At 70.0% G+C, this 19,208-nt stretch carries 15 protein-coding genes; 4 read left to right on the top strand and 11 right to left on the bottom strand.

The annotated features are described in order from the left end of the window. The 6 genes from G5C60_RS39495 to G5C60_RS39520 all read right to left on the bottom strand — a co-directional run. On the bottom strand, positions 1 to 1,127 hold a 1,127-nt coding region (locus G5C60_RS39495), incomplete at its 3' end, for a hypothetical protein (protein ID WP_241267404.1). A gap of 243 nt (positions 1,128 to 1,370) precedes the next feature. Beyond that, entirely contained in the window at positions 1,371 to 2,996 is a 1,626-nt protein-coding gene (gene cimA / locus G5C60_RS39500; protein ID WP_165267042.1) for a citramalate synthase, read from the bottom strand. A 321-nt stretch (positions 2,997 to 3,317) separates the two neighbouring features. Further along, a complete protein-coding gene (locus tag G5C60_RS39505; RefSeq protein ID WP_165267044.1) occupies positions 3,318 to 4,559 on the bottom strand; it encodes a TolB-like translocation protein in 1,242 nt (413 codons plus the stop codon). Positions 4,560 to 4,715: 156 nt separating this feature from the next. Then, positions 4,716 to 5,249, bottom strand: coding sequence for a TolB-like translocation protein (locus G5C60_RS51325; protein ID WP_206440538.1), 534 nt, complete (start codon positions 5,247 to 5,249; stop codon positions 4,716 to 4,718). Positions 5,250 to 5,469: 220 nt separating this feature from the next. Further along, positions 5,470 to 6,558, bottom strand: coding sequence for a branched-chain amino acid aminotransferase (locus G5C60_RS39515; RefSeq protein WP_165267046.1), 1,089 nt, complete (start codon positions 6,556 to 6,558; stop codon positions 5,470 to 5,472). Between the two features lie 311 nt (positions 6,559 to 6,869). Then, complete coding sequence (locus G5C60_RS39520; RefSeq protein WP_165267047.1) at positions 6,870 to 7,910, bottom strand: 3-isopropylmalate dehydrogenase; 1,041 nt, start codon at positions 7,908 to 7,910, stop codon at positions 6,870 to 6,872. A gap of 188 nt (positions 7,911 to 8,098) precedes the next feature. On the opposite strand from G5C60_RS39520, the gene G5C60_RS39525 reads away from it, so the two are divergent. Further along, the gene (locus tag G5C60_RS39525; RefSeq protein ID WP_165267050.1) at positions 8,099 to 9,703 is read left to right on the top strand and encodes a purple acid phosphatase family protein; all 1,605 of its coding nucleotides are present in this window, start codon (positions 8,099 to 8,101) and stop codon (positions 9,701 to 9,703) included. A gap of 73 nt (positions 9,704 to 9,776) precedes the next feature. On the opposite strand, the gene G5C60_RS53375 is transcribed toward G5C60_RS39525, so the two are convergent. Together G5C60_RS53375 and G5C60_RS39530 are read right to left on the bottom strand one after the other, a co-directional pair. Continuing rightward, positions 9,777 to 9,908: a hypothetical protein gene (locus tag G5C60_RS53375; protein WP_103782913.1), complete on the bottom strand. Its 132-nt coding sequence runs from the start codon at positions 9,906 to 9,908 to the stop codon at positions 9,777 to 9,779. A gap of 331 nt (positions 9,909 to 10,239) precedes the next feature. After that, positions 10,240 to 10,779 carry a GNAT family N-acetyltransferase gene (locus G5C60_RS39530; RefSeq protein WP_165267052.1) on the bottom strand — a complete coding sequence of 180 codons (540 nt, stop codon included), beginning with the start codon at positions 10,777 to 10,779 and terminating at the stop codon, positions 10,240 to 10,242. 310 nt (positions 10,780 to 11,089) lie between these two features. Here G5C60_RS39530 and G5C60_RS39535 point away from each other — a divergent pair, with 310 nt between their 5' ends. Then, a complete protein-coding gene (locus tag G5C60_RS39535; RefSeq protein WP_165267054.1) occupies positions 11,090 to 12,037 on the top strand; it encodes an NADP-dependent oxidoreductase in 948 nt (315 codons plus the stop codon). A gap of 141 nt (positions 12,038 to 12,178) precedes the next feature. After that, a complete protein-coding gene (locus G5C60_RS39540) occupies positions 12,179 to 14,092 on the top strand; it encodes a glycoside hydrolase family 97 catalytic domain-containing protein (protein WP_165267056.1) in 1,914 nt (637 codons plus the stop codon). An 80-nt stretch (positions 14,093 to 14,172) separates the two neighbouring features. Here the strand turns inward: G5C60_RS39540 and pruA are convergent, their stop codons facing one another. Next, complete coding sequence (gene pruA, locus G5C60_RS39545) at positions 14,173 to 15,804, bottom strand: L-glutamate gamma-semialdehyde dehydrogenase (RefSeq protein ID WP_165267058.1); 1,632 nt, start codon at positions 15,802 to 15,804, stop codon at positions 14,173 to 14,175. A 257-nt stretch (positions 15,805 to 16,061) separates the two neighbouring features. Then, entirely contained in the window at positions 16,062 to 16,988 is a 927-nt protein-coding gene (locus G5C60_RS39550) for a proline dehydrogenase family protein (RefSeq protein ID WP_165267059.1), read from the bottom strand. Between the two features lie 179 nt (positions 16,989 to 17,167). Between G5C60_RS39550 and G5C60_RS51330 the strand changes: the two genes are divergently transcribed. Next, positions 17,168 to 18,496 (top strand): PucR family transcriptional regulator, encoded by a 1,329-nt coding sequence (locus tag G5C60_RS51330; protein ID WP_206440540.1) that lies wholly within the window; start codon positions 17,168 to 17,170, stop codon positions 18,494 to 18,496. 453 nt (positions 18,497 to 18,949) lie between these two features. Here the strand turns inward: G5C60_RS51330 and G5C60_RS39565 are convergent. Beyond that, positions 18,950 to 19,208, bottom strand: a 259-nt coding sequence (locus tag G5C60_RS39565) for a response regulator transcription factor (RefSeq protein ID WP_165267063.1), incomplete at its 5' end; no start/stop codon positions are given.

A 19,208-nucleotide genomic window follows, 5' to 3' on the forward strand; every position in this document is an offset into this window, starting at 1 on the left:
CCGTCGCGGCCGCGTACCGCACGCTGCGTGAGCGCGGGGTCATCGAGACCGCGGGCCGGCGCGGCAGCCGCGTACGCCCCAAGCCGGTGACGACAGCCCGTGAGCTCTCGCGCCTGGACGTGCCGCCGGGCGCGGTCGGCGGCGCAGACCGGCACGTCGCGGGATGTGCCGCCGTCGGGCGTCCACGTCTCGTCGGCGACCGAGGGGCCGTGCCGCGGGTCGAAGAAGCAGGGGGCGCGGCGCTCGGGCACAGGGAGGCCCTCGCGGCGCGCGGCGAGAACGGCGAGCGAGAAGCGGCCGTCCTCCAGGGACTGGGTGACCGCCCGCACCTCCTCGGGGCGCCGCGCCGCGGCCATGAACGACTTCGCCTTGTCGTACGCGTCGAGGGCACGCTCGTAGTCGGCGCGCATCGCGTCGTCCGCGCCCTTCTCGGCGGGGTGGAAGTCGAGCCGGTCGAGCTCCTCGCCGAACGCGGTGATGTCCTCGTCGACGACCACGCGGAGCTTGTCGAGCGCGGCCTGCCGCTCCTCTTCCTTCTTGCGGCGGTTGCGGCGTACGAGCGTGTACGCGCCCGCGCCGCCGGCCGCGAGCACCACACCGGTCCCGATCAGTACGCCGGTCCCGTCACCGTCGCCGCCGTCGGTCCAGCTGCTGGGGGCGGAGCCGCCGACGTTCATCAGTGCGCGGTCGGTGAAGTTGTCGAGCTGGGTGCTGGTGTCCTCGCCCTGGACGCTGGAGACGAGGTTCCGCACGCCGTTGGCCGGCAGGACGGCCGAGTCGGCCTGCGCGTTGAACTGGTCACCGAGCCGGATCGCGTACAGGCCCGTGACACCGGTCGCCGTGCGCAGGTTCTTGAAGAGGTTTTCCTCCGGGAAGTCGGCGGGGAGTACCGCCACGAAGACCGGCTTGTCGGCGTCCTCGATCTGCTCGGCCAGGGCGTCGGCGTCGGCCTCCGGGAGTTGCCGGGACATGGACGGGTCGACGTACACGGGGCTCTTCTGCAGGGCCTCCGCGACCTTCGAGACATCAGTGGCGGCATGGGCGCGCGTGGCCCCGACGGACACCACCGCCAAGGCCGCGAACGCGATCAGCAGTACGTAGAGTCCACGGTTCAGTGCGGCCTTCATACCCTCGAAGCTACTCCTACGCACCGAAAAAGGGACGTCGGTCCCGGTGGGCGGTGCACACCGGCTGGTGGGCGGTGCACACCGGTCGGGTGCACCGCCCACCGGGGTCACGCGGCCCGGTATGCCGCCGTCAGCTTCGCCACGGCCGCCACGGCCGCCGTAGCCGCCGCGGCAGCGAGGGGTCCGGGGGCGAAGCCCGCAGGGATGGGGCGAGGGCGAAACCCACCCCGCGCACTCCGGAGGCTACTGCGCCGGTTCCACCCCGGCCCGCAGCAGACCGTACGCGTACGCATCCTCCAGCGCCTGCCACGACGCCGCGATCACGTTGTCCGCCACGCCCACCGTGGACCACTCCCCCGCACCGTCCGACGTGGAGATGAGCACACGCGTCGTGGAGGAGGTGCCGTGCTTGCCCTCCAGGATGCGGACCTTGTAGTCGACCAGCTCCAGCTTGGCGAGCTGGGGGTAGATCTTCTCCAGGGCCACGCGCAGCGCGCGGTCGAGCGCGTTGACCGGCCCGTTGCCCTCCGCCGTGGCGACGATGCGCTCTCCCTTGGCGAAGAGCTTGACCGTGGCTTCGTTGGCGTGGGTGCCGTCGGGCCGGTCCTCGACGATCGCCCGCCAGGACTCCACCTCGAAGTACTTGCGGACCCTGCCCTCGACCTCCTCGCGCAGCAACAGCTCGAAGGACGCGTCCGCCGCCTCGTACGTGTAGCCCTTGAGCTCACGCTCCTTGACCCGCTCCACGACCCGGCCGACCAGCTCACGGTCGTCGCCGAGGTCGATGCCCAGTTCCTTGCCCTTGAGCTCGATCGACGCGCGGCCGGCCATGTCGGAGACCAGCATCCGCATGGTGTTGCCGACCTGCTCGGGATCGATGTGCTGGTACAGGTCCGGGTCGACCTTGATCGCGGAGGCGTGCAGGCCCGCCTTGTGCGCGAAGGCCGAGACCCCTACGTACGGCTGATGGGTGGAAGGAGTCAGGTTGACGACCTCGGCGATCGCGTGCGAGATCCTCGTCATCTCGGACAGCGCGCCCTCGGGCAGGACCGTCTTGCCGTACTTGAGCTCCAGGGCCGCCACCACGGGGAACAGGTTCGAGTTGCCCACCCGCTCCCCGTACCCGTTCGCCGTGCACTGGACGTGCGTCGCGCCCGCGTCCACCGCGGCCAGGGTGTTGGCGACCGCGCATCCCGTGTCGTCCTGGGCGTGGATGCCGAGACGGGCACCCGTGTCGGCCAGGACCGTGGAGACCACGGCCTGGACCTGGGCCGGCAGCATGCCGCCGTTGGTGTCGCAGAGCACGACCACGTCGGCGCCCGCTTCCGAGGCGGCTCGTACGACCGCTTTCGCGTACTCGGGGTTCGCCCGGTAGCCGTCGAAGAAGTGCTCGCAGTCGACGAACACCCGGCGGTCCTGGGAGCGGAGGTACGACACCGTGTCGCGGACCATCTCCAGGTTCTCGTCGAGCGTGGTGCGCAGGGCCAGCTCGACATGGCGGTCGTGGGACTTGGCGACCAGGGTGATGACGGGAGCACCGGAGTCGAGGAGCGCCTTGACCTGGGCGTCCTCGGCGGCCTTTCCACCCGCGCGGCGCGTGGCGCCGAAGGCGACGAGCTGGGCGTGCTTGAAGTGGATCTCCTGCTGGGCGCGGGCGAAGAACTCGGTGTCGCGCGGGTTGGCGCCGGGCCAGCCCCCCTCGATGAAGCCCACGCCGAAGTCGTCCAGGTGCCGTGCGATGGCCAGCTTGTCCGCGACGGTGAGGTTGATGCCCTCGCGCTGCGCACCGTCGCGCAGCGTCGTGTCGAAGACGTGGAAGTCGTCGTCGACGCGGGAAGGGCCGTAGTTCTCGTCGGTTGCGTCTGTCATCTCTACTGGCTCCTGTTTGGGATGCGGTCTACCGGAATGACCGGCTCCACCGTCCTCATGATCCCTCACGCTCCGGTCCCGGCTGTTGGTGGGCCAGGAAACAGAAAAACCTCTCGCGGGTGCGAGAGGTCTGCGCGCGGGTCGAGGACGACGGTGTCCGCCCGTACGTGGTCGTACGGGGCGGTCACTGCGGACCGGCGCGCCTGCTGCCAATAATCATGGCGAACGAGAGCACGGGGGCAGTCTGGCACAGACCGCCCCCGTGCTCATGTTTGTCTCAGAATGCGAGCGACACGTTACTCAGAGCAGGTGACGTACGCATCAGCGCAGATGGCGTACGAACGCGTCCTGGCCGTCGTTGGTGTCACCCCCGCCGATGAGCGTCTCGTCGCTCGACGTGAAGGCGATCCGCGCGCCGTTCGCGATCGCGCCGGGGCCGACGTCGGCCGTGGCCGTGCCGCCGGTGGTGTCCGGGGTGACGAGGGTGGTGGCGCCGGTCCTCAGGTCCCGCAGGTACACGGGGTTCTCCGTGCCCCACCGGCTGCCGGGTTCGGCGATCTCCGACTTGAAGGTGACGTGGCGGCCGTCGGCGCTCACCGCCGGGTTGCGGGTGTAGACCGCGCCGGAGCCGCCCTGGGTGCCGTGGATCCGCTCGTTGGTGCCGGTGGCAACGGTGTGCACGAACACGTTCCAGCTCTTGTCGGTGTCGTCCGGCACCAGGTGGGTGTCGGCCGACTCGAAGACGACCGTGCGTCCGTCGCCGCTGATCGAGGGCTTCAGGGACTCGCGCTCGGTCCCCGAGCCGTCGTGGGAGCGGTCGATCTGGGTGAGGGTGCCCGTGGCGCGGTCCCGCATCCAGACGTCGCCCCAGTCATCGCCACGCGGGCCGTTGGCGTAGCTGTGGCCGTAGACGACGTAGCGGCCGTCGTCACTGACCGTCGCGCCCGAGGCGTTGCGCGGCTCCCACGTCGGATTGGGCTGGCTGATGCGCTCGGTGGTGCCCTTCACGCGGTCCCGCAGGAAGACCACGCGGCCGTAGCCGTTCCACTGTTCGACGTCGAAGACCGCGTAGCGGGCGTCCGCGCTGAGGGAGACGGAGGACGAGTAGCCGCCGAAAAGGTCGGGCAGCCCGGTGTCGAGGCGCTCCGTCCGGCCGGTGCGGCGGTCGCGCAGGTGGACCTCGTAGCCGTCCGCGCCGCGGGCGACATAGGCGACGTGGCGTCCGTCGGCGCTGATGGACGGGTCTCCCAGTGCCGCCTCGCCCTCGGCGAGGCGCTGGAGCTTTCCGGTGCGCAGGTCGCGTACGAAGACGTCGGAGGCGTCGTTGGTGTCGCCGGCCACCAGGTCGGAGGCGGTGGAGGCGAAGGCGGCGTACCGGCCGTTGCGGCTGAGCACGGCCCCGGACGACGAACCGTTGCCCGCCGCCCCGGCGGACGTGACGCTGACGGGCTCGGTGTGCGCGGCCCGGGGCGCGGCGATCGCCGACGTTCCGGTCAGTGCCACCGTGGCGGTGACGGCGGCGACGAGAGCCGTGGCGAGCGCGGTGCGTGTGCTGGCGTACAAGATCTGTTCCCCCTGAGGTGCTGGTCATCGGTTGCGTGGTGATCGGTCATCGGTTGCGCGGTGATCGGTCGGTGGATTGCGCAAGGTCGGTCGGTGGATTGCGTGGTGACCGTCAGTGGATTGCATGGTGGCGGCCAGTGGACTGCGTGGTGATGGTCAGTGGACGCGGCGGACGAAGACGTCCGCGCCCCCGTTGGTGTCGCCGGGCACCAGATCCGGTGCGGCGGACGCGAAGCTCACACCCCGGTCGCTCAGCGCGCCCGCGATCGCGCTCGCCTGTGTCCCCGCGGCGGCGACGGTCCGGTCGGCTCCGGTGCGCAGATCGCGCAAGTGGAGGGCCGACTGTCCGTCCACGTACAGGAGTTGGCGTCCGTCCGGGCTGACGGCCCTGGCCCGGGCACCGGAGAAGTGCTGGACGCGGCCGGTGCGCAGGTCGCGCACGTACGAATGCGTGCCCAGGCGGGTGTTCCCGGGCACGAGGTTGGCCGCCGACGAGCGGAAGCCGATGGAGCGGCCGGTCGGCGTGATCGACGCCGCTGTGGAAGCGCCGTCCGCCTGGGTCCCGTCGGCGGCGGTGCTGACCCGCTCGACGCGGGGTGCGTGCGGCGCGGCCGCGGCGGACGGCACGGCGGCCGTGACGAGCGCGATGAGCAGAGCGGCCCCTAAGGGCACACGTGCAGCATTGGACATGGTTCCCCCCGAAACCTTGTCTTCCCCCGGCCCTGAACCGAGGGCCCATAGGGATACAACCGCACCACGCACCTCGGGTCAATGCGCACGTTTACGTACAACCCGCACGGCTTTTCGCGCGTCCGCAGGCGCAGACGCGGTCGGCGGACGCCCGGTTCAACGGCCGGTCCCCGCCCTCCAGTTGAGGAGAGCGGGGACCGGCAGGAGTGCGAAACGTGGCTCAGCCGAGGTTGTGCATCCAGCCGTGCTTGTCCTCGCCCACGCCCCGCTGGATGTCGAGGAGCGCTTCGCGCAGCTTCGTCGTGACCGCGCCGGGCCGCCCGCCGCTCTGCTGCCACTCGCCCGTCTTGCACTTGACCGTGCCGACGGGCGTGATGACGGCGGCGGTGCCGCAGGCGAAGACCTCGGTGAGGGTGCCGTTCGCCGTGTCGTCCCGCCACTGGTCGATGGAGATGCGGGCCTCCTCGGACTCGTAGCCGAGGTCACGGGCGACCGACAGGAGCGAGTCGCGGGTGACGCCCTCCAGGATGGAGCCCGTCAACGTGGGCGTGACGATCTTGTCCCCGTACACGAAGTACAGGTTCATGCCGCCCAGTTCCTCGACCCACTTGTGCTCGACGGCGTCGAGGTAACAGACCTGGTCACAGCCCTTCGCGGCGGCCTCGGCCTGCGCGAGCAGGGACGCGGCGTAGTTGCCGCCGGTCTTGGCGTCGCCCATGCCGCCGGGGACGGCGCGCACGCGGTCATCGGAGAGCCAGATCGAGACGGGCTTCACGCCGCCGGGGAAGTACGCGCCGGCCGGTGAGGCGATGACCATGAACAAGTACTCGTTCGCGGGCCTCACACCCAGGCCGACCTCGGTCGCGATCATGAACGGACGCAGATAGAGCGACTCCTCGCCGCCGTGCGCCGGCACCCACGCCTTGTCCTGCTGGACGAGCTGATCGCAGGCCTCGATGAACGTCTCGACGGGCAGTTCCGGCATCGCGAGCCGGCGGGAGGACGCCTGGAAACGGCGGGCGTTGGCCTCGGGGCGGAACGTGGCGACCGAGCCGTCGGGCTGGCGGTACGCCTTGAGCCCTTCGAAGATCTCCTGCGCGTAGTGCAGGACGCTGGTCGCCGGGTCGAGGGAGAGCGGCCCGTACGGCACGAGCTGCCCGTCGTGCCAGCCGCGGCCCTCGGTCCACTTGATCGTCACCATGTGGTCGGTGAAGTGGCGGCCGAACCCGGGGTTGGCGAGGATCGCCTCCCGCTCCGCGTCGGAGAGCGGGTGCGCGGAGGGCTTGAGCTCGATCGTGGGCGTCGTCATGAGTGGTAGTCCTTCACCGGTTGTTGTGACGGGCCGCCTAGCGCTCCGCGGGAAGTGCAGTACGAAACTGCAGGCCGTCCGTGGCTGGTCGCGCAGTCCCGCGCCCCTGACGGGGCCCGGGACTGTGCTCACTGCGCTAGGACGTCCAAGTTTTCCTTCGTGCCGCGGCTCCGCGTTCGATTATCGCGCGAGCGGAGCCATGGCTGAAAGCGGTGTGAATGCGGCCCAGGGGATGATGGTGGCACCCGGCGAAGCATAGGAAAAGCCGCCGGGTGCGGAAGCGACCCGGCGGCTTGAGGAGATCCGGCGGGTCAGCCGGATACTCGGGCGGCGAGCGTGTCGCCGATCTCGTCGGTCGTACGGGTCGTGGTGCCGCGCTCCGCGAGGTCGGCGGAGACGGCGTCCTCGATGCGGGCGGCCTCGGTCTCGTAGCCGAGGTGGCGCAGCAGGAGGGCGACGGACAGGACGGTGGCGGAGGGGTCGGCCTTGCCCTGGCCTGCGATGTCGGGCGCGGAGCCGTGCACCGGCTCGAACATCGAGGGGAACTCGCCGGAGGGGTTGATGTTCCCGCTCGCGGCGACGCCGATGCCGCCGGAGACGGCCGCGGCGAGGTCGGTGATGATGTCGCCGAAGAGGTTGTCGGTGACGATCACGTCGAAGCGCTCGGGCTGCGTGACGAGGTAGATCGTCGCCGCGTCCACGTGCATGTACTCGGTGGTGACCTCGGGGAACTCCTCGGCCACCTTGTTGAAGATGTTCGTCCACAGGTGACCCGCGAAGGTCAGCACGTTGTTCTTGTGGATCAGCGCCAGCTTCTTGCGCGGGCGGGCCTGGGCGCGGGCGAACGCGTCACGGACGACCCGCTCGACACCGAACGCCGTGTTGACGGACACCTCGGTGGCGACCTCGTGGGGGGTGCCCTTGCGGATCGTGCCGCCGTTGCCGGTGTACGGGCCCTCGGTGCCCTCGCGGACCACGACGAAGTCGATCTCGGGCTGGCCCGCGAGCGGGGTGGCGACACCCGGGAGGAGCTTCGACGGGCGCAGGTTCACGTGGTGGTCGAAGGCGAAGCGGAGCCTGAGCAGGAAGCCGCGCTCCAGGACGCCGGACGGGACCGAGGGGTCGCCGATCGCGCCGAGCAGGATGGCGTCGTGCTTCTTCAGCGCTTCGAGGTCGGCGTCGGTGAGGGTCTCACCGGTGGCGTGGTAACGCTTGGCGCCGAAGTCGTACTCCTTCGTCTCCAGCTTCACATCCTGCGGAAGGACGGCGGAGAGCACCTTCAGCCCCTGGGCCACGACCTCTTGGCCGATGCCGTCACCGGGGATCACTGCGAGATTGAGGCTGCGAGACATGTCGGCACCCTACCCCTGCGTCCCAGGGGATGACACGGACCATCCGCCATACGGACACTACGGACGTCGACATGGACACCGGCACGGACACCGATACGGACGCCATCGGGTGGTGCCGCGTCAGCCCGTCGGTCTCCGTTCACCCAAACGTTAGGCCTTTGTTGGGGCTTGCTGGGAAGTTCCCCACCATGACTGTGCCTTCCAAGGGGGTACCCCCCGGACCCCCCGTCCCGAACGTCGGCATTCCGGAACAGCTCGCCCGCCGTATGAGCATGGCGGAGCAGCACGAGTACCTGCGGACGAAGCTGTCGCGGCGGCGTGCGCTGGTGACCGCGGGCGCCTTCACGGGTGCCGGGCTGCTGGCCGGCTGTACGGACGGGGACTCGGCGAGCCCCGCGCGGACGACGTCCTCACCGGTGACGAATCCCGCCACCGGTCGCGTCCCCGGCTCCGTGGTCGCACCCTTCGGCCGCCATCTCGCCTTCGGCGCCGACCCGAAGACCCAGATGCGGATCTCCTGGCAGGTGCCGTTCGCGGTCAAAAAACCCTACGTACGCGTGGGTTCGAAGCCCTGGGACCTGAGCCGCAGGATCGACGCCGAGGTCCGGGACCTGCGCACCCCGTCCCTGTCGAAGAAGCTGCCCGCGGTCGAGCAGTACTACCTGCACGCCGCCCTCGACGGCCTCAAGCCGGGCACGACGTACTACTACGGCGTCGGCCATGAGGGCTTCGACCCGACGTCGGCCGAGCGGCTCTCGACGCTCGGCTCGTTCCGTACGGCGCCCTCGCGGCCCGAGAAGTTCGTGTTCACCGCCTTCGGCGACCAGGGCGTGAGCTACGACGCGCTCGCCAACGACCAGGTGATCCTCGGTCAGGACCCGTCCTTCCACCTCCATGCGGGCGACATCTGCTACGCGGACACGACAGGCCACGGCAAGGACTCGGACACGTACGACGCCCGCGTGTGGGACCAGTTCCTGGCGCAGACCGAGTCGGTCGCGAAGTCCGTGCCGTGGATGGTGACGACCGGCAACCACGACATGGAGGCCTGGTACTCGCCCGACGGCTACGGCGGCCAGTCGGCCCGCTGGTCGCTCCCGGAGAACGGCTTCGACCCGAAGAGGTCGCCGGGCGTCTACTCGTTCACGTACGGCAATGTCGGCGTCGTCGCGCTCGACGCGAACGACGTCTCGTACGAGATCCCCGCCAACCTCGGCTACTCGGACGGGAAGCAGACCGAGTGGCTCGACAAGCGGCTCGGGGAGCTGCGCAAGTCCGTCGACTTCATTGTGGTGTTCTTCCACCACTGCATGTACTCGACGTCGACGCACGCCTCGGACGGCGGGACGCGCGACGCCTGGCTGCCGCTGTTCACCAAGCACCAGGTGGACCTGGTCATCAACGGGCACAACCACGTCTACGAACGGACGGACGCGATCAAGGGCGGCGAGGTCGGCAAGCGGGTGCCGGTGGGGGCGTCGACCGATCCGAGGCGCGACGGGATCGTGTACGTCACCGCGGGCGGTGCGGGCAAGGACCTGTACGGCTTTCCGGCCGGGGTGAAGGACAGTTACGAGGGGAAGGTGAGCGACCGGGAGTCGGTCGAGACCTTCCACTGGACGAAGGGGAAGTCGGAGAACCCGGACACCGTGGAGTGGTCCCGGGTGCGGTACACCGGCTTCTCGTTCCTCGCCATCGAGGCGGAGACCGGCACGGCCGCGAAGCTCAAGGTGTCGGCACTCGCGCAGAACGGCGGGCGCATCGACTACTTCGAGGTGCGGCGCGGCAGTTGAGGCCCGCGCCGCACCCCTTGCGGGTGCGGCTCCCGGAAGGGGAGGACCTCAGCGGCCCTTCGAAGGTGAGCGCTCAGTGGCCCGTCGCGCCGCCGTTGTCCCTGCGGTCGAGGGCGCGCTGGAGCGCGGCGGCGGCGTTCTTGCGGTCGGACTCGCTCGTACGGGAAACGTGACGGACTCGGCGGCGGACGGTCGTCTCGGCCATGATGAATCGACTCCTTGCCTCCGGCAGCGGCCGCCGGAAGTGCGATGAGGGATTACGAGACTCCCCCTCTGCCTAATGGGCGTGGGGGGACCCCCAGAGAGGCGGGGAGCGGTGCCGCAGGGGTTGCCTGCCTAGGGCTCCGGCTCACGACCGCCATTCGCTTGGTCGAGCGAGACGTTCGGCTTCTACAAAGCTAAGCGAGGACGGGGCGCCTGTCTCCACAATTACTCGGACTTCCTACTATCTGAGACGGTGGAATGGGTCACACGGCTCTGACCTGCGTCGATGACAGATGCGTCAGATGCGTCAGATGCGATTCAGATACGGACGGTCAGAGGACATCGCCGTCGCGCCAGTCGAAGACGAGTTCGTGCGCCGGGTCGAGCGGCCCTGCGGAGGCGGGGCGGACAAAGAGCCAGATCTCCTCGTCGGGGAGGTGCACGATGCCGTCGGGGCCGAGGGCGTGGATCCGGCCCGACCACTCCTGCCAGCCACGGGCCGCGTACAGACCCTCGCCCTCGTACGTGGCGGAGAGCGCGCCGAGTGCGTACGCGTGGTCGATGACCCGTTCCAGGGCGGCCATCACCTGACCGCCGAGTCCCTGGCGCCGGACGTCCGCGCGGACCCCGACGCCCTCGACATAACCGGTACGCAGGGAACGGCCCTGGTGCAGGACGCGGCGCTGGATCACCGCGCCGTGCGCGACGAGCCTGGTGCCGTCGCGCACGAGGGCGTGGACGCCGCCGAGCGTGTGGTCCCAGTCCTCGTCGCTGAAGTCGCCCTCGAAGACGTCGTCCAGGAAGGCGCGGACGACGCGGAGCTCGGCGCGGGTGAGATCAGCCGTGTGAGCCGTACGCAGTCGGGTGGTCATCGCGTCAGTATCACGGCGGCGGGAGGGTGCGGAAGCGCGGCTTCGGGAGCACGATGGGAAGTGGAGCGGTCCGCACCCTGAGCGGATCCGGCGAAGTCCGGTGCTGTACCGCGCCCCTTAAGGGGCGCGGGGCTGTGTCGATATGCGGCTCCGCCGCGATGGGGGTCCCCCCGCTCATGGGGGTCCCCCCGCTCGAGCGAAGCCGAGAGTGGGGGGACCCCCATGAGCGGGGGAGGGACCAGTCACAGACAGCCCGCAGATTCCGGATCGCACCTCCAGCGGAGCGCTTAGGCTTCGGTAGGGAGAACCGATGACCACCGCACACCCGCGTACGCATGTGATGACCCAGCACCGTTTCGGCGGACCTGACGTCCTGGTGATCGAGGAGCGGGAGCGGCCCGTCCCCGGCCCGGGGGAGGTGCTGCTGCGGGTGCGCGCGGCGGGGGTCAACGTCGTTGACCGGCTGGTGCGTTCGGGCATGGCCCGGATCTACGGGGACCCGCCGTTCACGCTGGGCCGCGACGTCTCCGGCGTGGTCGAGGCGGCCGGCGAGGGCGTCACCTCTTTCCGTCCCGGCGACGAGGTCTTCGGCAAGATCCCGGCCGGCGGCTACGCGGAACACGTCACCGCCCCGGCCGACCACTTCGCGGCCAAGCCCACGACACTGGACCACGTCCACGCGGCGGCCGCGCCCACGGCGACGCTCACCGCCTGGCAGGCCCTCGTCGACCTCGCCCACATCGCCCCGGGCACACGGGTGTTGGTGCACGCGGCCGCGGGCGGCGTCGGCCACGCGGCGGTGCAGCTCGCCAAGGCGGAGGGCGCGTACGTCATCGGCACGGCCCGCGCCGACAAGCACGGCTTCCTGTACGAGCTCGGCATCGACGAGCCGGTCGACTACACGACCACGGACTTCTCCACCGCCGTGCACGACGTGGACGTCGCCCTCGACCTGATCGGCGGCGACTACGGCCCGCGCACGCTCAACACCCTGCGCCCCGGCGGCCTGTTGATCTCGGCACTCCCGGGCAGCCTGGGCCTCTCCCCGGAGGACGTCGAGGGCCGCGGGATGCGCTTCGCGGTCGTCCAGGCGGAGCCGTCCGGCACCCGCCTCCAGAAGATCGCCTCCCTGCTGGCGAACGACCGCATCCGCATCCACGTGGACGTCGTCCTGCCCTTCGCGGAAGCGGCCAAAGCCCACGAGCTGGTCGAGTCCGGCCACACGAAGGGCAAGCTCGTCCTCACGCTCCCGGAGTGATCCCTTCCCCGTGACCTCACTCACGCTTTACTGAACAACTCATCAGCAATCCGATGTCTGATGCTGTCAGACTCCTTGACACCCCTCAGTCACCCCTCCACCCTCACAGTCATCCGATGTCTGTGACAGGAGGGGTTTTACATGGCGGTCCAACCCCGGGCCCGCACCATCGTGTTGACGCTCTGCTCCGCACTACTCGCCACGGCCACGGCGGCGCTTCCGGCCCGCGCCGAGGCACCCGCGGCCCCCAAGGCCTGGGAGGTCCGCGGCCCGCACGGTTCCCCCACGGCCGTGGTCTCCCTCGACCCGGCCGACGGCAGCCCGACCCTTGCCGTCAGACGAGCGGGGCGCACGGTCCTCGAACCGTCACCCGTCGGCCTCGTCACCGAACAGGCCGACTTCTCCAAGGACTTGACGTTCACCGGCCGCACCGACCGCACGATCACCGAGCACTACACGGTCCCCACCGGCAAGTCCCACAAGAGGGACGTCCGGATGACCGAGTCCCGTTTCCGCTTCCGTACGGCCGACGGTGCCCGGCTCGACCTGCTGACGCGGGTCGCCCCGGACGGCGTCGCGTATCGCTACGTCCTGCCCGGCGACCACGGCGACGTGGTACGCGAGGCCTCCGCCTTCACCCTCCCCACCAACGCCGAAGCCGTCATCAGCGCCTACCGCCGGGACAACGAACTCCCCTTCACCCGCTACCAGTCGGCGGCCGCGGTACCGGCGGGCACGTACTCGATGCAGGCCCTCTTCAAGACGGACGGCGGCTACGCCCTCATCGCCGAGTCCGACCTGACCGGCGACTACTCGGGCGCCCACCTCACGCACGCCGCGGACTCGCCGACGTACGGCGTGGGCCTGTGGAACGACGAGCCGGTCCAGGTGTCCGGCGCGCTCACCACCCCCTGGCGAGCGGTGATCACCGGCGATCTGGCGACCGTCACGGAGTCGACGTTCACCGACGACCTCGCCCCCAAGTCCCGTGTCCGCGACACCTCCTGGGTCAAGCCCGGCGCGGGGCTGTGGACCTGGCTCGCGGGCGGCAAGGAGGCGGGTCAGAGCCTGGAGGCGCAGAAGAAGTACGTCGACTACGCGGCCGAGCGGAAGTGGCCGTACGAAGTCGTCGACGCCGGCTGGTACTTCAAGCCCGGCGAGTGGGAGGTCATCGACCCCGACTGGCAGACGAACAACTGGATGCCCGAGCTGGTGCGCTACGGCAAGGAGCGCGGCGTCGGCATCCACGTCTGGCTCCACTACACCCTGCTCACCGACCCCGTGGAACGCGAGAAATGGCTGTCCACGCTGGAGAAGTGGGGCGTCAAGGGCGTCAAGATCGACTTCATGGACTCGGAGTCGCAGGAGCGGATGCGCTGGTACGACGACGTGCTGGAGGACACCGCCAAGCACCACCTGATGGTCAACTTCCACGGCTCCACGATCCCCAAGGGCATCCAGCGCACCTGGCCGCAGGTCATGACGCTGGAGGGCGTCGGCGGCGAGGAGAAGCGCAACAACACGGCGGCGCAGCTCGCCTCGCTGCCCTTCACCCGCAACGTCATCGGCTCCATGGACTTCACCCCTGGCGCCTTCCACCGCCCGTTCCGCCCCAACGTCCAGTCGGACGCGGGTGAGCTGGGTCTGACCGTGCTCTACGAGTCCGGCATCCAGAACCTCGCCGGCACCCCGGAGTCGTACGACGCCCGCCCCGAGGCCCGCCGCTACCTGGAGCAACTCCCCACCGGCTGGGAGGAGACCCGCCTGCTCACCGGCGACCCGGGCCGCTCCGCGGTGCTCGCGCGGAAAGCGCCCGACGGCCGCTGGTTCATCGGCGGCACGTTCGCGGGCGCGGCCCAGGACGTGGACGTACCGATGCGCCTCGGCTCGGGCAAGTGGCTCGTGGAAACCGTGACCGACGGCCCGTCGGGCCTGGTCCGCACACCGCAGGTCGTCCGCGGCGACGCCAAGCTCACCGTCCCGGTGGTGGCGGACGGCGGCTTCGCGGCACTCGCGTGCCGCTGGTCACCGGGCCGCACGACCTGCGACCGCTGACCGAGCCGACCGATCACCGATACGACACCGCCCCCGCTCCGGAATCACGGAGCGGGGGCGGCTGTTGAACCCGTACGGGATCAGCCCATGTGCGGGTACGCGTAGTCCGTCGGCGGGACCAGGGTCTCCTTGATGGCCCGGGTCAGGGTCCAGCGCTGGAGGTTCTGGGGGGCGCCGGCCTTGTCGTTGGTGCCGGAGTTGCGGCCGCCGCCGAAGGGCTGCTGGCCGACGACGGCGCCGGTGGACTTGTCGTTGATGTAGAAGTTGCCCGCGGCGTAGCGGAGCTTCTCCGCCGTGTACGCCGCCGCCGCGCGGTCGTTCGCGATGACCGCGCCCGTCAGCGCGTAGTCGGACACCGACTCCATCTGGGTCAGCATCTCCTCGTACTTCTCGTCGTCGTAGACGTGCACGGCGAGGAACGGCCCGAAGTACTCCGTCGTGAAGACCTCGTTGGCCGGGTCCGAGCACTCGACGACGGTCGGGCGCACGAAGTAGCCCACCGAGTCGTCGTACGAACCGCCCGCGACGATCGTGCACTTCGGGTCCTCGGCGGCACGGTCGATCGCCGCCTTGTTCTTCGCGAAGGCCCGCTCGTCGATGACGGCGCCGATGAAGTTCGACAGATCGGTGACGTCACCCATCTTGATGCCGTCGGCCTCGGCCGCGAACTCCTCCTTGAAACCGGAGTTCCAGATGGAGGCCGGGATGTACGCGCGGGAGGTCGCCGAGCACTTCTGGCCCTGGTACTCGAAGGCACCACGGGTCAGCGCGGTCTTCAGCACGGCGCGGTCCGCGGAGGGGTGCGCGACGAGGAAGTCCTTGCCGCCCGTCTCGCCGACGAGGCGCGGGTACGTGCGGTACTTGTCGATGTTCGCACCGACCGTCTTCCACAGGTGACGGAAGGTCTTCGTCGAGCCCGTGAAGTGGATGCCGGCGAGGTCACGGTGGTTCAGGGCGACCTCGGAGACGGCCAGACCGTCGCCCGTCACCAGGTTGATGACGCCCTTGGGCAGACCCGCCTCTTCCAGGACCTGCATCAGCAGGACGGCCGCGTGGGTCTGCGTCGGGGACGGCTTCCACACGACGACGTTGCCCATGAGGGCGGGCGCGGTCGGCAGGTTGCCGGCGATCGCCGTGAAGTTGAACGGCGTGATCGCGTAGACGAAGCCCTCCAGCGGACGGTGGTCGAGGCGGTTCCAGACGCCGGTCGCGTTGGCCGGCGGCTGCTCGGCGAGCAGGTCACGGGCGTACTTGACGTTGAAGCGCCAGAAGTCGATCAGTTCGCAGGGGGTGTCGATCTCGGCCTGCTGGGCCGTCTTCGACTGGCCGAGCATGGTCGAGGCGGCCAGCGTCTCGCGCCACGTCGTGGACAGCAGCTCGGCGGCGCGCAGGATGATCGCGGCGCGGTCGTCGAAGGACATCGCGCGCCAGGCGGGCGCGGCGGCCAGGGCCGCGTCGATCGCGTCCTGCGCGTCCTGCTGCGTGGCGTTGCGGAAGGTGCCGAGCACGGCCTTGTGGTTGTGCGGCTGCACGACCTGGAACGGCTCGCCGCCGCCCATCCGCTTCTCGCCGCCGATGGTGCAGGGCAGGTCGACGGGGTTCTCGGCCAGCTCCTTGAGCTTGGCCTCGAGCCGGGCACGCTCGGGAGAGCCGGGGGCGTAGCCGTGCACCGGCTCGTTGACGGGGGTGGGGACCTGGGTCACAGCGTCCATGAGCTACCTACCTCTTCCGAGTGAATGCCGGCCTTCGGCCCACGAGAGCCGAAGTTGTGTACGTATCTTGGGCGGCGGTCAGGGCTTGACCGTCATGAGCTCGCTGCGGCGTGCGAGTGAGAAGCCCCCACGGGGGCGGAGTCACGTTTTCCGTAACTCCTTTCCGGAAAACCGGGTCGACCCAGTCGACCGTCGGGCGGTAGCTGCCGTCACCCAGGATGCACCCGGATGTCGACAGCTGCCGCCCACCCACAGCGTCATCCCTTGGTGAGGATCGAGCGAGCGAAGAAGCGGAGGTTCGCCGGCTTCTCCGCTAGGCGCCGCATGAAGTAGCCGTACCAGTCCGTGCCGTACGCCGTGTAGACGCGCACGCGGTGGCCCTCGGCGGCGAGGCGGGTCTGCTCCTCGCTGCGGATGCCGTACAGCATCTGGAACTCGTAGTCGTCCAGCTTGCGTCCCACGCGCCGGGCCAGCTCCTGGGTGATGGCGATGAGCCGCGGGTCGTGGGACCCGGTCATCGGGTAACCCTCGCCCTCCATCAGGATCTTCAGGATGCGGACGTACGCCTTGTCGATCTCGGCCTTCTTCTGGAACGCGACCGACGCGGGCTCCTTGTACGCCCCTTTCACGATACGCACGCGGCTGCCGTTCGCGGCGAGGCGGCGGGCGTCGGCCTCCGTGCGGAACAGGTAGGCCTGGATCACGCAACCGGTCTGCGGGAAGTCCTTCCGCAGCTCGTCGTGGATGGCGAACATCGAGTCGAGAGTGGTGTGGTCCTCCGCGTCCAGCGTGACGGTGGTGCCGATGCGGGCGGCGGCCTCGACGACCGGGCGGACGTTGGCGAGCGCCAGCTCGTGGCCGCCGGGGAGCGACTGGCCGAAGAGGGACAGCTTGACCGACATCTCGGCCCGTTCGCCCAGGCCGAGGCCTTCGAGGTGGTCGATCAGCTCCAGGTACGCGTCGCGCGCCGCCGTGGACCGTTCGGCCGTGGTGACGTCCTCGCCGACGACGTCCAGGCTGACCTCGAGCCCTCGGTCGGTGAGGTGCTTGACGACCGGTACGACGTCGTCGACCGACTCACCGGCGATGAACCGTTCGACGACCGGCTTCGTGACCGGGGCCGCCGACACCAGGCGGCGGATCCTGTCGCTGCGCGAGGCGGCGAGAATCACGGGTCCCAACACGGGGCAACCTCCACAACAGCGACCAGCAGGAGGCCGTAACCGAACGTTTTGGGGTGAACGATTCGGCGACGGCGCGGAGAACCACCGTGAAACTTAAGGATCCCTCCGATCGTGGGCCATCGACAGCTGTCACGCATCCGTGCCCTGGATCTCAGACATCTGTATGAAGGGCGCGGGAAATGCGGGAGAATGCCCGAGTGACCGAGGCGAAAGGCGATTACCAGGAACTGGTCGACGAGATCTCGGAGCTCCTCGGCGCCCCCGCGACGCTGGAGAACCGGGACTTCGAGCTGATCGCCTTCGGCGCGTACGACAGCGACAGCGAGATCGACGAGTCCGCCCTGGATCCCGTGCGCACCCGCTCGATCCTCACGCGCCGCTCCACCCCGGCGGTCCGCACCTGGTTCGAGGGCTTCGGCATCGCCCACGCCACAGGGCCGGTCCGCATCCCGCCGACGCCCGAGGCCGGTGTCTACCGGGGCCGCGTCTGCCTTCCGGTACGCCATCGGGGGGTCGTCATCGGGTACGTATGGCTGCTCGCCGACGACCCCGGACCCACCGATCAGCAGCTCGACGCGGCCATGGAGGTGACCGCCCGCATCGGCGACCTCCTCGCGGACGAGGCCCAGGCGGGCGCGGACCTGACCCGCGAACTGCGCGCCGTGCTGACCGCCGAGCGCGGCTGGCCACGGGACATGGCGGTGGCCGAACTCCGCACGGCACTCGGCGTCCGCGGAGAGGGACTCCACACGATGGTGTGCGTGACGCCCTGGCCGTCCGCCGACCCGGACGACGCCCCTTCGGTCCGTACGATCCCGGGGGCGACGGCCCTGTGCACGGTCCCGTGGGGCACCACAGGGCAGAGCCTGGCCCTGCTGGTGCGGCTGCGCTCGTCGACGGTGCTGACCCCGGCCACGTCGGCGGCTTCGCGGCTGCTCAGGGAGGCGGAGGGGATGCGGGGAGCCTCCGGCCTGGTGACGGGAACGCGGGGGGCCTCAGGAGGCCGGGCGGACGGGGCTCGGGAGGCCTCGGGAGGACCGGCGGCAGGAACACGAGGGGTATCCGGCCCGGCGGAGGGGACGCGAACGGCCGCAGGAGGACCGGCGGCCGGTGTCTCCGCGCCCCGCAGCGGCCTCGCCGAACTGGGCGCCGCCTGGCAGGAGGCATCGGCCGCGGCCCGCGCGGCACTGGCCGAACCTGGGCTCGGACCGGTCGCCGAGTGGGCGTCCATCGGCCCGTTCCGCCTGCTCACGGCCCTGCCCGCGGAGGCGGCCCACGATCCCGTCGTACGCCCCCTGCTGGCTCCCGCCCACCGCGAACTGGCCCGCACCGCCGAGGCGTTCCTCGACTGCGCGGGCCAGGCGGGCCGCACGGCGGCCCACCTGGGCATCCACCGCCAGACCCTCTACTACCGTCTCTCCCGCGTCGAACAGCTCACCGGCCTCGACCTGGACGACGGCGAGGACCGCCTGCTCCTGCACATGACGCTCAAGGCTCACCGCCTCTGACGGTGTGTAGGTTCCGCGGTTTCGTGAGCACTTCCGCGTGATCATGAGCAGCGGTAATGTTCAGTAGCGGTCAGTTGTCGACCGCTAACGATCTTCCAGTTTGGGCGGTGCGCCCGTTTCGCACCGTATGGCCGAACAGCGCCCGAGGGAAGGCCGCAGCAGGCGCAACACCCCTACCGCGTCGATTCGGTATGTCGACGGGTCGACTCGCGAAATCCCCTTCAACCGGGCGACTACGCCTCGGCGACGACGGGCGGCCGGCACGTCCCGTCGTCGCGGCGCCGCGCGGCCAGGTGCTCCTCAATGAAGCACAACGCCTGTTCGCGTGTCGGTTGCGGTGGTGGCCGGTAGTCCACCGAGGGCACCGCGTCGAACAGCCGCCTCGCCCGTGCCCTTGATGGGTGCGGGCGAGGCGGCTGGTTGTCGTGCCGGGCGTCGCGGTCGATGTGTACTTCAGGGACCGCGCCCGCTGCGGGGCCGTGCGGGGGGCGGCTGCGGCACGCGGGCGAAGCCGGACCGGTAGGCGAGGGCTACTAGCTGGGCTCGGTGATGGGCGCCGAGCTTGTGCATGATGCGCTGGACGAAGGTGCGGACGGTCATCGGGCTGACGTACAGGCGCTCGGCGATCTCGTCGTTGGTGAGCCCCTCGGCGGCGCAGAGCAGGACTTCCTGTTCGCGGGGGGTGAGGTTGTCCAGCTCGCGGGGCGTGGCG

It is taken from the genome of Streptomyces scabichelini, from assembly GCF_011045015.1.
Taxonomy (GTDB): domain Bacteria; phylum Actinomycetota; class Actinomycetes; order Streptomycetales; family Streptomycetaceae; genus Streptomyces; species Streptomyces scabichelini.